The sequence below is a fragment of the Roseibium sp. genome, from assembly GCF_965232425.1.
In the GTDB taxonomy this organism is placed as follows: Bacteria; Pseudomonadota; Alphaproteobacteria; order Rhizobiales; family Stappiaceae; genus Roseibium.
On record NZ_OZ246971.1, the window covers coordinates 1,158,351 to 1,171,357 of the forward strand.

The 13,007-nt window shown below is 58.4% G+C and carries 13 protein-coding genes and 1 tRNA gene; 4 read left to right on the forward strand and 10 right to left on the reverse strand.

All coding sequences use genetic code 11. The features are described from left to right. Window positions 1-252 precede the first annotated feature (252 nt). A complete protein-coding gene (locus tag ACO08A_RS05315) occupies window positions 253-1,434 on the forward strand; it encodes a porin (protein ID WP_422040158.1) in 1,182 nt (393 codons plus the stop codon). A gap of 394 nt (window positions 1,435-1,828) precedes the next feature. Here ACO08A_RS05315 and ACO08A_RS05320 read toward each other — a convergent pair whose 3' ends face one another. The 10 genes from ACO08A_RS05320 to ACO08A_RS05365 all read right to left on the reverse strand — a co-directional run bounded on the left by ACO08A_RS05320 (window position 1,829) and on the right by ACO08A_RS05365 (window position 10,038). Continuing rightward, entirely contained in the window at window positions 1,829-2,089 is a 261-nt protein-coding gene (locus tag ACO08A_RS05320) for an HGGxSTG domain-containing protein (protein ID WP_422040159.1), read from the reverse strand. Next, complete coding sequence (locus ACO08A_RS05325; protein ID WP_422040160.1) at window positions 2,067-2,588, reverse strand: hypothetical protein; 522 nt, start codon at window positions 2,586-2,588, stop codon at window positions 2,067-2,069. The genes ACO08A_RS05320 and ACO08A_RS05325 overlap by 23 nt, the downstream gene beginning before the upstream one ends. A gap of 116 nt (window positions 2,589-2,704) precedes the next feature. After that, window positions 2,705-3,811 (reverse strand): AAA family ATPase, encoded by a 1,107-nt coding sequence (locus ACO08A_RS05330; protein WP_422040161.1) that lies wholly within the window; start codon window positions 3,809-3,811, stop codon window positions 2,705-2,707. Continuing rightward, a complete protein-coding gene (locus ACO08A_RS05335) occupies window positions 3,808-4,653 on the reverse strand; it encodes a DUF7146 domain-containing protein (RefSeq protein WP_422040162.1) in 846 nt (281 codons plus the stop codon). Before ACO08A_RS05335 ends, ACO08A_RS05330 begins: the two co-directional genes overlap by 4 nt. Before the next feature lie 3 nt (window positions 4,654-4,656). After that, window positions 4,657-4,860: a helix-turn-helix transcriptional regulator gene (locus ACO08A_RS05340; RefSeq protein ID WP_422040163.1), complete on the reverse strand. Its 204-nt coding sequence runs from the start codon at window positions 4,858-4,860 to the stop codon at window positions 4,657-4,659. A gap of 139 nt (window positions 4,861-4,999) precedes the next feature. Next, entirely contained in the window at window positions 5,000-5,761 is a 762-nt protein-coding gene (locus ACO08A_RS05345; protein WP_422040164.1) for a hypothetical protein, read from the reverse strand. A 135-nt stretch (window positions 5,762-5,896) separates the two neighbouring features. Next, a tRNA-Arg gene (locus ACO08A_RS05350) sits at window positions 5,897-5,973 on the reverse strand. A gap of 224 nt (window positions 5,974-6,197) precedes the next feature. Next, complete coding sequence (locus ACO08A_RS05355) at window positions 6,198-7,670, reverse strand: ATP-binding protein (protein ID WP_422040165.1); 1,473 nt, start codon at window positions 7,668-7,670, stop codon at window positions 6,198-6,200. A 97-nt stretch (window positions 7,671-7,767) separates the two neighbouring features. After that, the gene (locus tag ACO08A_RS05360; protein ID WP_422040166.1) at window positions 7,768-9,198 is read right to left on the reverse strand and encodes a dihydrolipoyl dehydrogenase family protein; all 1,431 of its coding nucleotides are present in this window, start codon (window positions 9,196-9,198) and stop codon (window positions 7,768-7,770) included. Window positions 9,199-9,252: 54 nt separating this feature from the next. Next, entirely contained in the window at window positions 9,253-10,038 is a 786-nt protein-coding gene (locus ACO08A_RS05365) for a TVP38/TMEM64 family protein (RefSeq protein WP_422040167.1), read from the reverse strand. Between the two features lie 360 nt (window positions 10,039-10,398). Here ACO08A_RS05365 and rpmH point away from each other — a divergent pair, with 360 nt between their 5' ends. Genes rpmH through yidC form a run of 3 tightly spaced genes read left to right on the forward strand, consistent with a single transcriptional unit; the run spans window position 10,399 to window position 12,854 of the window. Then, window positions 10,399-10,533, forward strand: a complete 135-nt coding sequence (gene rpmH / locus ACO08A_RS05370) for a 50S ribosomal protein L34 (protein ID WP_006934271.1) — start codon at window positions 10,399-10,401, stop codon at window positions 10,531-10,533. Between the two features lie 59 nt (window positions 10,534-10,592). Beyond that, window positions 10,593-10,994, forward strand: a complete 402-nt coding sequence (gene rnpA, locus ACO08A_RS05375; RefSeq protein ID WP_422040168.1) for a ribonuclease P protein component — start codon at window positions 10,593-10,595, stop codon at window positions 10,992-10,994. Between the two features lie 9 nt (window positions 10,995-11,003). After that, a complete protein-coding gene (yidC, locus tag ACO08A_RS05380) occupies window positions 11,004-12,854 on the forward strand; it encodes a membrane protein insertase YidC (RefSeq protein ID WP_422041715.1) in 1,851 nt (616 codons plus the stop codon). Window positions 12,855-13,007: the final 153 nt, after the last annotated feature.

A 13,007-nucleotide genomic window follows, 5' to 3' on the forward strand; every position in this document is an offset into this window, starting at 1 on the left:
AGACCCGATTCATTACCCAACCGACCTGCCACAATGAACCGGAAGTATATGCAGGCATTTGGTGAAACTGCCTCTGCAGACATACTTAAGACCGTCTTTGCCTCCAGGCGGCAAGGCCAGTTTGCGTTGCGCAAAGGCAACATCTCGCGATCAAACCAACCAAGCGTCAGTTTTTTGGCTCGCGTAACCATGCGGTGTCATCTTTGCCCTGCATGCTAGCGGCAGTTCCAATCTCGCGTCTCGGAGTTTCAAATGACACGTCTTTCCGTTCTCGGGGCAATTGCCGGCCTGACGGTCGTCTCAACCCCGCTTCACGCTGCCGATTTGCCGGTAGCTCCGGAACCGGTCGACTATGTACGTATCTGCGATGCCTACGGTGCGCGCTTCTACTACATTCCCGGCACAGAGACCTGCCTACGGGTCCGGGGACGGGTCCGCACCGAATTCCGCGTCCGGAATTTCGGGGATTCCCCAAATGCCTGGGATCAGCGCGACACGGACGGTTACCAATGGCGAACACGCGGTTACATGTACCTGGATGCGCGCACGGCAACCGAGTTTGGCACGCTGCGCACCTATATCGAATGGTACATGCAGCAGCAGAACAACAGCGGCGGCTTTTCCTTCGAGAAGGGCTACATCCAGTGGGGCGGGGTGCTTGCCGGTTACACGAGCTCGAACTTCGATTTCTTCACCGGATACTCGATGGATGCGCAGATCGAGTCCTATTCCGACCAGACGATCAACCAGCTTGCTTATACTTTCGCATTTGGCAACGGATTCAGCGCAACACTCGCCCTGGAAGACCGCTCAAGCCGCGAAACCGGCATTGGCCTGAATGGCAGCGTTCTCGACTATGGCGGCACACGGATGCCGGACGTTGTCGGCGTATTGGCCGTCAGCCAGGGATGGGGCCAGGCGCAGCTCATGGGTGCCCTGCATCAGGTTTACCCGAATTCGACCTATAACGGCATCACCGGCGGATCCGAGGACGAACTCGGCTGGGCTATCGGAGCGGGTGTTGAACTCGACTTCGACTTCGCCGCAGGTGTCAGCGTCGCGCTGCAGGGCGTTTATACCGACGGTGCCAGCGGCTATGGTTCGACGGGCTGGGTCGACCAGATCACAGATGCTGTCTGGGACGGCAACAGCACCGAAACGACCAGAACCTGGAACGTCTTTGGCGGCGTGAGCGTCGGCCTCAACGATCACTGGATCGTCAATGCCGAAGGCGGTTACCACAATGTGGACGCTGGAACGGACGCCTATGACTTCACCCAGTGGAGCGCCACGGGCAACGTCATGTGGGAGCCGGTCAAGGGTTTCGAGATGGGCCCGGAAATCCAGTATCGCGACATCGACTATGATGCGGCATCAGGTTTGGACGATACCCAGCAAATCTTTGGCACTTTCCGGCTTCAAAGATCTTTCTGATCAGACCGAGGAGGCATCTGAAAACTCCGGGCCGGCGGCCCGGAGTTTTTGTTTCAAGGGTGCTTGCCGGTCCATTTTTCCCGGATCATGTCCCAAAAGCGCGCTTCCAAAGATCACCGTGGCCCGCGCCTTCGGCGATCAGGAGTTCCTTGGGGTCGGATGCATAGCCACCAGATACCGGTACTGCGGACAGATCTGCCGTTGGTGGCAACTGAACAAGCGACGGCAATCCGGAGACAGCCTGGGAGTTGCATGCGACGGTTGGCTGAGACATGCACGTTAGTCGCCTCGAGCAATGCCCGCTTTGTCCGCATTTCGGACCTTTGTGCGGAGCGCAGCGAATTCACACTCTCCGCCCAACTTAGACCTTTGACACGCGACTATTGTCACCTCGCTACTCTGGAAAATCTTCGATGCACTTTGCCAACGCATTTGCCAGTTTCTGGAGTTCCACCGCCTCTTTCGTGCGCCCACCATGCTTGTAAGCTGGACTTGCCTTCCCGGGCTTCGAGCCACCACGAGCACCATGCATGCGGCAAACGGACCAGCCCTTCACTGCGGGGTTCTTGCATGGCTCACCCGTCCGCTTTGAACGCGCCGTGCACCGTGGCGCCTTGTGCATGGGGTATGCGTCAGCTTTTTTCATTTCCCGCATTTCCGCTGTTCACGTTGCCGACAATCGCCTGACCGCCGTCAGAGACGTTCACATCCCGAACTCGAACAGGATCAGCGCGGTACTTCTTCAGTGTTTCAATTTGGGTCGTGAAGGTACGGCAGAGCTTGTTCAAGGTTCTTTCGGCACTGTCGACCGCCTTTATGTCTTTGTTGCCGTAGAGCATCCATCGGCTAGCCCGCATGATTGCAAAGTGCGTCGCAGCCATTTGGGTAGCTAGCATGCCCTCAAGCTGATCGCGCGGCTCAATTCCTTCCACGATCGAAGCCACATATGCGCTCGTCCGTTCATCGAGGTCTTCGGTGTCTTCGTTGGCGATCGCCAAGATGTTCGCGGCAATGCCATGGATAAAATCCTCGTCCTTCGAGCCAAATAACAAAGCGCCAGCTTCGGGGCTCTTGAGCTCGATAACTCCATCATCGCGTATGGTCAGTGGTTTCCGTTTCGACCCTGATTTTTGTATCGCAACATCGTCCGACATGGTCCTTCAGTTCCTTTTGAATATGGGTGTTTCGGGAAGTAATGTTCAGTTACCGTCTGCAAGCTGCCAGGGGGCGGTAACAGCGGTAACAACGGTAACTTTGCCTGTTCCAGGACTTAGAAACTGTTGGAATTCGGAGGATTGTTACCGCTGTTACCGCTGTTACCGGGGGTGGGGATTCCCGGTTCTTCGGTAACGAAATGCGCATTTTCCGGGTGGATATACTGACCGTGCCCGGTTTTCTGCGCTTCTCCAGCCGCAACCATTTTGATCAGAAGCCGCCGAACGTTACCGGGCTTCATACCGGTAACATCTGCGATAACGTTTGGCTTCCATGGTTCGGTAGCATCGCGAAGAGCAGACAAAATGCGAGATCGCTCTTTGGATCGATGCACTTCGGCAGCATCGCCCTGGATAGTCCAAAGGCCGCCGTCAAAGTGCATTGCGACATCTATTTCCGCGAGGTCTCGGCCGCGACCATAAAGAGTGGTGCCGTTTGAATCCTTGTCGAGCAGGAAGGTGGTATCTGCGACCGCAGAAAGACCGTTGGATCCGGACAGGGCTTCAAGCGGATCGTCAGCACCACCCTTCTTGGTATGATGCAATGCCAGAAGCGCGACATTCCTCGCCTTCAACCAACGCTGGAGAGGTGTGAAGATCCGGTAGTCTTTCTCGTATGCGTTCTGTGAACCACGGCTTACGGGTTTGATGTGGGACAAAACATCAATAACGATCAATCGCGGCTCCGGTACGGATCCCAACCAGTTTCCAACCGCGTCGGTAAATCCGGCATCGAGCGGAATAACCTCGGTCGCCCACCTCAGCCGTCCGAGATCCGGCGCTCCATCGGGAAAGAAGGTTCTGATCCGATCCTGAATGCGCCTGGGGCCATTTTCCATATCGATATAGAGGACATCGCCTTGCTCACAGGGGATCGACCCCATCGCACATCCACCGGTCGCGACGGCCACTGCCCAATCGATCGCAAGCCACGTTTTGCCCAACTTCTGACGGCCTGCAAGAACCGAAAACCCCTCGGGTAAATAGCCCGGAATAGCCCAACATATTTCTGGGTAGTGGGTTTCCAGAATGGTGTTGGTGTCGAGGACGGTGAAGGTTTTGCCTGATTGAGATTTGGCGCCTTGCTGGCCCTGCAATAGGTCATGGGTGATGTTCTGTCCATTTGCCTGAACCCATTCTTCTGGGGAGACAAGTTCGCTCATGCCGCCCTCCTGTCGGCAAAGTCGGTGCCGACGACCTTTGGTGCAAGGATACGAACTTCTCGGCCAGCGTCATGCCAACGCCCCGCGCACTCCGCAGCCGCTGCCTGACCCGTTCCGCTCTTGTCGTTGTCCGCAAAGACCGTCAGGGCCTCTATGCCTGACAGTATAGGAAAGGTTCTCATGCCACCCGCAGAGAGGCAGGACCAGAGTGGTCGAAAGCCAGCAGCAAGTAGCGCGAGACCTGTCTCGATACCTTCACAGATATGCAGGCCCTCAAGGACGTCCTCATCCGGAGAAAGCTTCACACAGCCGCCGCCGACGGGCCCCAGCATCTTTTTGTCCTTCGGATTGAGGCGAGTCCTGTGAATGGCCCGAAAGGTGTTTGTCTTGACGTCAAACACCGGAGCGATCAGCGCAGCGACTTTCTCACCGCCGAATGGGCACGCAGGATGAAATCGCAGCGCCGCAGTCTCGGGCACCGCCGAAAGGCCCCGACCCAAAAGATAAGCCTCAACCGGGGAGCCAATGGCCGATCGTGACTGGTCCCAGATCCGTTGGGCAAACGCCGTTCGATCTGTTTGGCTGGTCTGCTTACGGTTCGATGTCGCAAGCGGCTGAATGGGTTTCGACCCGGAAACCCCGAGAAGTTCGCGAACATGCTTACGGCACTCTATGGGATCGTCGCCAGCGAAGGAGTGTACCAAGAAACCATCGGGTGCAGTGGGCTTGAACGATACATGAAGGCTACGGTCCGAGCCGCTGTGACCTGGACCCGGGATCAGGATGCCGTCATGAGTTGGGTTGCCTCGGAGCCGCGACTGGTTTGAGCTCAATCTCAGCATCAATCAGCCTCCCAGTACTTGAGAGGTTGAAACTCGTTTGGACGCATTCAACCAGGTGTCAACGTCGCTTTGGCGATAGAGCACCCGACGGCCAGCCTTGAGATAGGCCGGTCCGGTTCCTTCAACGCGCCAGCGTTCGAGCGTGCGCTCTGAGATATCAAGTCGCTCGGCGACGGTTTTTTGGTTGCAAAGTGGATCTGGCCGCATTTCCAACAATCCTTTCGATCATGAGCGCGTCGTTGCGCCGATGAGCGAAAGATTGTCGGTTGTCGCTCAGAATGCGATCCGGCAAAGGGTTCGACTGTTTCGGGTGAAAGGGTTCATCCCTTTGAATAAAGGCCTGAAACTAAATGTCTTTCATCCTCTTGTTCCCACCCTTCTTATCCTCAGGGCGGCGGAGGAACGTGGCCATCTTCTCTATTTCGTCGTTTCTCCTGTTTGGGTCGAGCGCACCAAACTCAGAAGGCCAGTTGGCAATCAGCCATTCCTTCACATTGTCCTTGATCGGCATGTTATCCGGATGGATCTCAAGTTCTCTGGACGCTCTGATCATGAAGTGGATGTAGGGCGAGAGGAATGGCGGCAAAGAATCTGAAGCAAACGATGGCACTTGGTGAGACGCAATTCTTTCTACTCTTGATTGGAGAGCGGCAAAGTCAATAGTCACATCCGCAAAACTAGTCTTCCATTGCCAACCTTCGTTTCTCGGGCACCTCAACTGAATTTTTTTCAAGGTCTCATTGTTTATCAACCACGTAAACTCTGGTTGTGACACTTCTATTTCTGAAAGCGAAAAACTGACGTCTTTAAGTAATATACGCTCTGGATCAATTTGATGATCGCGTAAATATCTAACTGGTGGGCTCCAATCTTTCAGTTCCGGCTGATCGGCGGAATTAAGGTAGTAATTATGGGCCTCGAATGTCAGATCGCCTTTCAATGCAATCTTGTTTGCGACCATCATTAGAAAGAAGGCGCGCCTTTGATCGTCTGGTTCATCGACAAAGACGGGGGCCTGTTTAAAAACTTTGTCTGGAAGCGGCGTGACATTCTCGTTGAACCAAAGAAAGGCCTGCGACAGCAGACAACGGTCAGGAACGTCAAACATAGCTTTTCCTAAGTGCCACATCTTGTGAGGAACTATGGCTCGTCCTAAACAAAAAAAGCAAGGCCATGCGGTTGCTAGTTGGTTGCTAGCAAACTCTTAGCGGCCTGTTGCCCTGACATAACACATTGAAAAATTTGGCGCACCGGGGAGGATTCGAACCCCCGACCCCCAGATTCGTAGTCTGGTGCTCTATCCAGCTGAGCTACCGGTGCTTCGGGTGCAGGGACGGTCATTCAGGCTATCTTGAAGCGAATAACGGTCCTGCGCAGCGGGGCCGCGTGTGCCCCGGACAGGGCGCTTACCTACTGCGCCCCGAGAGGGAATGCAAGGGACTTTTTGAACTTTTTTTCAAGGAATTGTCACGCGGTTCCAAAACTTTCAGGAAAGCCAAGGAATTGGGCGCAGGCACAGGCAACGCCTCGTGCCGGGATCCCGTTCAGGACCGGCGGTCGGGAACCTTGAGACGGAAACAGGCGCCCGGTCTGGTCTCGTCCAGATCGATGCTGCCGCCATGGGCCTTGAGCAGTTCGGCGACGATGGCGAGACCGAGCCCGACACCGCCCTTCTTTGAGCCGCTGTGAAACGCCTTGAAGAGCGCTTTCCGGGTGTTTTCGGGAATGCCGGGCCCGGTGTCGGAGATCACCACGTGCACGCATTCCCCCTCACGCATCGCCTCCATGGTGATCCGACGAACAAGCGTCTCGTCCTTCTCCGATTCAAGGGCCTGCAGCGCGTTGCGCACGAGGTTGAGCAGCACGCGGAAGATCTGCTCCGGGTCCGCGTCGATCTCGATGTGCTCCGGTACCTTGTTCTCGAAACCGACCGTGTCATGGTCGTGCAGCCCGAGAACGTCGGCAACATCGTCCCCGACCCGCTGCAGGGCAAGCAGGCGGCGCTGCGGCGGGCGTTCCTGCGCCTTGCCGTAGGACATCACCGCCTGGGTGTAGCCGACGGCCCTGTCGAGGGTCGCAAGGATCTTCGGCGCCAGCCGGCTGACCGTCGGATCCGGCACGTGTTCCAGGCGTTCCAGGAACAGTTGCGCGGAGGCCAGAAGGTTGCGCAGGTCGTGATTGATTTTCGAGACCGCGAGCCCGAGATCGGCAAGGCGCTGCTTCTGCTGCAGCGCCCGCGACAGGGCCTCTTCCATCGCGGCGAGCCGGATCTCGGCATCGCCCAGTTCGTCCTGACGGCCGGAAACCGTGATGATCCGGCTGGTGTCCTCGGGGTTCTCGGCAAAGCGCTCCATGGACCGCGTCAGGCGGCGGAGCGGGCGGATGAAGAGCGCGCGCAGGGTGATGTAGACAAGGCTCGCGGTGATCACGGAAATGAACAGCGACAGCGCGAGGATGCGGCCGGAAAAAGCCAGCATGTCCTGCTGCAGCAGGGTCACGGGCAAAACCACGTCGACACGCTCCGTGTGGCCCATCTGGCCGACACCGATCACGCGCATGACGCCGTCTCCGCTGTAGGTCAGGATCTGGAAACTGCCGATGATCGAGGAAAGCGCCGAAACGTTGGCCATGTCGACCACGAAATCGACTTCTCCGGGCACGTCGTTCATGGCGATCAGACTGCGCCGCGTTCCCTGGTCGAGCGAGATCGCAACCGCGCCCGTCGTCTGCAGCAGTTCTTCCTGCAGCCTCGGTGCGATCGTGCTCGTTTCGGCCAGCACGGAAGCGGCAACACCGGCGGTCGTCAGCCGGTCCATCAGCCAGGTGTTGCGGTAGTTGGCGATGGACGGAACATAGATGAACACTTCCGACAGCATCACGAAGACGACGGTCAGAAGCAGGAGCTTTCCCGACAGGCCGCTGAGTCGGGGCCGTTCCGACCGGTCAATCGCCCGGGGTGTCTTTCCCGTATCGTCTGCAGGGACCGCTGCGCCTTCCGGCGCGCCCTCATGCTTCATCTTCTGTCCGTCCCAAGAATCACTCTGTCATAGGCTCATAAAATAAGCCGCAATTGTCTGAAAATATGACCTAAACCGGCAACAACAACGACAAAACTCATCCGAACTTGCGCAAGATCGCAAGCAACCGGCGCAGCCAAACATTCTTTGGCGCGTCCGCATAGTACGAAATTGCCGCGCGCCGCACCAGTTCTCCAAGCGTCGGATAAGGCGCAATGAAACCGGCCAGGTCCTTCATCGTCATCTTCTTTGACAGGGCCAGCGAAAGCAGATTGAGAATTTCGCCGGCCTGGGCTCCGACGATATCCGCCCCGGCCAGTCGTCCTCCCGGACCGACGATCAGTTTCAGTTTTCCCATGGTTGCACCTTCCGCCTGGGCTCGGTCATTGCCGGCATACTCGGCACTCAGGACCTTCACGGCGCCGCTATAGGCCCGCTTGGCTTCGGTCACCGTCATGCCGATATGCCCGAGCTCCGGCGAGGTGTAGGTCACCCACGGTACGAGTGTGTTGTTCATCTTGACTGGCATGCGGAACAGAATCGAACGGATGACGAGGCCCGCCTGGTATCCGGCGACATGGGTAAACTGCAATCCGCCGGCGACATCGCCGATCGCGTAGACCTTGCGGTTGGTCGTGCGCAGACCAGCGTCGACCTCAATCCCCTTGCGGTCGAACCTGATCCCGGCCGCCTCCAATCCGAGATCCTCGACATTCGGTGCCCGGCCCGTCGCAACGAGCAGATGACTCGCCTCGGTCTCCAATGGTGTTCCGTCGGCGGTCTTCGCAAAAATCTTCACCCCGCCGTCCGCAGCGGCGACGCGCTCGACGGCCGTCTCTTCGAGGATCTCGATGCCTTCGTCCCTGAGCGACTGGAGAACGATGCCGGCCAGCTCGGGATCGTCCTTGCCGAGGGACTTGGCCGCCTCGAAAACGGTGACCTCAGCGCCCAGGCGGCGGTGTGCCTGCGCCATCTCCAAGCCGATCGGCCCGCCGCCGATAATCGCCAGGTGACTAGGTGCCTCGCGCAGTTCGAACAGGGTCTCGTTGATGAGATAAGGCACCTCGTCCAATCCGGGGATCGGTGGCACCAGGGCCGTCGACCCGGTCGCGACCACGAAACGGCGCGCCCTGATCCTGACATCTCCGACCGCGACCGTTTTTTCGTCCGTGAAGCGGGCGGCCTCGCGCAGCACCGTGACACCGAGACCTTCGAAGCGCTCCTGCGAATCATGCGGCTCGATCGCCGCAATCACGCTGCGCACATGATCGTTGGCCCGGGCAAAGTCGATTTCGATCCCTTCCGTATGAATGCCGAACCGGTCCTGCGCCCGGTTTCCGGCCGCGGCTTTCGCCGCGGCGAGCAGCGCCTTGGACGGCACACAGCCATAATTGAGGCAATCGCCACCCATGAGGCCCTTTTCGATCAGCACGACCTCAACGCCGAACGCGGCAGCAGCGGCGGCCACGGAGAGGCCACCCGAGCCGGCACCAATCACACAAATGTCGGGGGTGAGCAGTTTTGCCATTGAGGGCTCCGGTTGCGGTGAATGAGACAAAAGCGAAGGTTTCGGCCGCGATTGTCAGGCCGAGCGAATTCTTTTGAGGACGACCGGGATAAGGCTCGCGATCCCGAGCGCGAAGAAAGCCGCCAGCAGCTGAGGGGTCACCAGCGCAGATATCTCGATTTCGCAGGTCCCGGCCGACGCGCAACCCGGATTTGCAGCTTCCTGCGCCTCGATGACGCTGTCGAGGCCGGACCCGATGAAGGCAAAGGCGAAGGTTCCCGGGATGATGCCGATGAAGGTCGCCAAGGCGTAGGTGGGAAGACGCACCTGAAAGATCGCGGGTGCAATGTTGACGAGCCAGAACGGAAACACCGGTGTCAGCCGCAGGAACAGGAGATAATTGAAACTCTCATTGCGGAACCCTTCGGCAAGGCGTGACAGGAACGGGCCGGCGCGTTTTGTCAGGACTTCCCCGAAAGACGACCGTGCGACGAGGAAGACAGCACATGCCCCGATGGTGGCCCCGACAACCGTGACGGTTCCACCCGCGATCCAGCCAAACAGGAAGCCGCCGGCGATCGTCAGAAGCGAGGCTCCGGGAAAGGACAGCGCGACGCAGACGATGTAGGCCAGACAGAACACGGCGAGCGCCGAGAGCAGGTTCTGGTCGACAAAGCCGATGAGTTCCTGGCGCTGCATGATCAGGTTGGACAGGGTCAGCTGCTTGTGCAGGCCCTGGGAAAAGGCAACGATCATCAGGACGACCAGGACGACCAACGGAAGCCACTTCCTGAATCTGCCCGAGGCGGACGGTTTTCCCGTTTCCTCGATGTCCTGTTCCGTTTGCTTCGGCCCGGTCATTCGGTCAGCCTTTTCCCCCAGCATGTCACGCCCCATGAGAAGTTCGTTTGCGGCGATTCTTGATGACGCCGTAGTGGTCTTTCTGCCAGATGTACCTTAAACGTCTTAAAAAGAACCGTGCTTCACCGATAAGTGACGCCATGGTGTCGTCGGTTCACCTGTGCGTGAACGGATTTTCCGCCCGAGATTCTTGGCCCACAACGTTGACTTGAGACGGCGCGGCGCTTATAAGCGCGCACGACTGGGACATGCATTCGGACCCAAGGCTGTTTTGAGCCGCGCTCTTCCAGCGCTTCGGATGCTTCCACCAAAGAATTTAAAAATGAAAAGGGCCGCGCACGAACCGCGCGGGTAAGAACGATGAAGCGTACGTATCAACCGAGCCGTCTTGTCCGCAAGCGCCGCCACGGATTCCGCGCACGTATGGCAACCAAGAACGGTCGTCAGGTGCTCGCACGCCGGCGTGCAAAGGGTCGCAAGAGCCTCAGCGCCTGATCGGCAACCTGTGCGCAGTGCGCCGGGTTGGCGGCTGCTGCCAACACCAATCCGCTGCCATGGACACTTTGAAAAAGCGCTCCGAATTCCTCGCGGTTGCCAAAGGCGGCCGATTGGGTCGGCGCGCTTTCGTCGTTCAGGGACTGAAGCGCAACAGCGACGCGGCATCGCGGGTCGGCTACACCGTCACGAAGAAAACCGGTAACTCCGTCATGCGCAGCCGCATCAAGCGGCGCCTGCGGGCGGCGGTCGGTGAGCTTTGCCGTGACGATATTCCGCAAAATGCGGATTTTGTGCTGGTTGCACGCGATTCCGCGCTCACTCTTCCCTTTCAAAAACTCGTTGCAGACCTTAAGTCAGGCCTAAGCCAAGTGCTGGATCCGGAGACACCGCGCGGACGGGGAAAACCGCGCCGGGGAAACCGGTCGTCTCAACCGACACCGCGCAGGAAACAGGGGTAATACCAGTTGATCTCCGAAAACCGAAACACGATTCTGGCAATCGTACTGTCCCTGATCGTCCTGCTCGCCTGGCAGTACTTCGTTGCCACACCGGAACTGGAACGCCAGCAGGCCGCCATCGAGGCGCAGCAGCAGGCGGATGCCGCACGTCAGGCCGCAACGGCCGGCGGCGCCAATCCCGATGCGCCGCAACCTTCGGCGTCTTCGAGCGGGAACGCGGCCCTTCCGGCGCAATCAGTGGGTCAGAATGCCGTTTTCGGCAGTCGTGAACTGGCGGTTGCCGCCAGCGACAGGGTCGTGATCGACACGCCGCGCCTCGAAGGTTCGATCAACCTCACCGGCGCCCGCCTCGACGACCTGCGTCTCAAGGACTATCACGAGACCGTCGACAGAAGCAGTCCGACAATCGCGCTGTTTTCGCCCAAGGGCAGCCCGCAGCCCTACTACACGGACTATGGCTGGGTTGCCGACCCGGGCACGAATGTGGCACTCCCCGGACCCGACAGCGTCTGGACCGTGGAAGGCACTGCGACACTGACTCCGTCGACACCCCTGACGCTGAGCTGGGACAACGGCACAGGCCTCGTCTTCAAACGTACCTTCTCCGTCGACGAGAACTACATGTTCACCGTCGCACAATCCGTCGACAACAGCTCCGCCGAAGCGGTAACGCTTTATCCCTACGGGCTCATTGCGCGGCAGGGCATTCCGGAAACGACGGGTATCTGGATCCTGCATGAAGGCCTTCTCGGCGTGTTCGGCGAAGAAGGCCTCCTTGAGGTCGACTATTCGGACCTCGAGGAAGAGGGCATGAACCGCCCGGCCAAGGTCGACAATGGCTGGCTCGGCATCACCGACAAGTACTGGGCCGCGACGCTTATCCCGGTTCCGGGGCAGGAGTTTCAACCCAGTTTCAGCTTCTCCAGCGTGACCGGCAATTTCCAGGCGGACTATCTCGGCAACGGCGTCGCCGTTCCGGCCGGGGGAACCGCGGAAACAAGCTCCTACCTGTTTGCAGGCGCCAAGGAAACGAAGCTCATCGACGCCTACGAGGAGTCCATCGGCATCAACCGGTTCGAACTCCTGATCGACTGGGGCTGGTTCTACTTCCTGACAAAGCCGATGTTCTTCGCGATCGACTATTTCTTCCATCTTCTCGGAAACTTCGGCGTCGCCATCCTGGTCGTGACGGTCATCATCAAGCTGATCTTCTTCCCGCTGGCGAACAAGTCCTATGTCTCAATGAGCAAGATGAAGCTCGTGCAGCCGCAGATGACCGAAATCCGGGAAACCTACAAGGATGACCGGCAGAAGCAGCAGCAGGCTCTCATGGAGCTGTACAAGAAGGAAAAGATCAATCCGCTGGCGGGCTGTCTGCCGATCCTGATCCAGATCCCGGTGTTCTTCGCGCTCTACAAGGTCCTGTTCGTCACCATCGAAATGCGCCATGCGCCGTTCTTCGGCTGGATCCAGGATCTGTCCGCACCGGATCCGACGTCGCTGTTCAACCTCTTCGGGCTCATCCCCTGGGATCCGCCGCAGCTGCTGATGCTCGGCGTGTGGCCGCTGCTGATGGGCATCACCATGTTCATCCAGATGAAGATGAACCCGGCGCCGCCCGATCCGACCCAGCAGATGATCTTCACCTGGATGCCGGTCGTGTTCACCTTCATGCTGGCCTCTTTCCCGGCCGGTCTCGTGATCTACTGGGCCTGGAACAACTTCCTCTCCATCACGCAGCAATATGTGATCATGCGCCGCCAGGGAGCGAAAGTTGAGCTATGGGACAATCTCGGGTCCATGTTCAAGCGAAAGAAGCCGGCCTCGGACGACGAGGCTGACAAGGCCGAAAAGAGCTGATACAACCCAAGGCCCCGCCACCCGGCGGGGCCTTTCGATTTGACAAGAAAACCAAAGGAGCCTGCAATCCGATGATCCGATGAAGCAAGACCTAATCCGCAAGGCGAAGCCGCCAACCGGCAGGTCGAATGCGTTCGATACGCAACACACCCT

Bases quoted from the DNA above. Each gene is read 5' to 3' on its own strand.
- ACO08A_RS05315 (WP_422040158.1), top strand. From the start codon at position 253: ATGACACGTCTTTCCGTTCTCGGGGCAATTGCCGGCCTGACGGTCGTC.
- ACO08A_RS05320 (WP_422040159.1), bottom strand. From the start codon at position 2,089: ATGCGGGAAATGAAAAAAGCTGACGCATACCCCATGCACAAGGCGCCA.
- ACO08A_RS05325 (WP_422040160.1), bottom strand. From the start codon at position 2,588: ATGTCGGACGATGTTGCGATACAAAAATCAGGGTCGAAACGGAAACCA.
- ACO08A_RS05330 (WP_422040161.1), bottom strand. From the start codon at position 3,811: ATGAGCGAACTTGTCTCCCCAGAAGAATGGGTTCAGGCAAATGGACAG.
- ACO08A_RS05335 (WP_422040162.1), bottom strand. From the start codon at position 4,653: ATGCTGAGATTGAGCTCAAACCAGTCGCGGCTCCGAGGCAACCCAACT.
- ACO08A_RS05340 (WP_422040163.1), bottom strand. From the start codon at position 4,860: ATGCGGCCAGATCCACTTTGCAACCAAAAAACCGTCGCCGAGCGACTT.
- ACO08A_RS05345 (WP_422040164.1), bottom strand. From the start codon at position 5,761: ATGTTTGACGTTCCTGACCGTTGTCTGCTGTCGCAGGCCTTTCTTTGG.
- ACO08A_RS05355 (WP_422040165.1), bottom strand. From the start codon at position 7,670: ATGAAGCATGAGGGCGCGCCGGAAGGCGCAGCGGTCCCTGCAGACGAT.
- ACO08A_RS05360 (WP_422040166.1), bottom strand. From the start codon at position 9,198: ATGGCAAAACTGCTCACCCCCGACATTTGTGTGATTGGTGCCGGCTCG.
- ACO08A_RS05365 (WP_422040167.1), bottom strand. From the start codon at position 10,038: ATGACCGGGCCGAAGCAAACGGAACAGGACATCGAGGAAACGGGAAAA.
- rpmH (WP_006934271.1), top strand. From the start codon at position 10,399: ATGAAGCGTACGTATCAACCGAGCCGTCTTGTCCGCAAGCGCCGCCAC.
- rnpA (WP_422040168.1), top strand. From the start codon at position 10,593: ATGGACACTTTGAAAAAGCGCTCCGAATTCCTCGCGGTTGCCAAAGGC.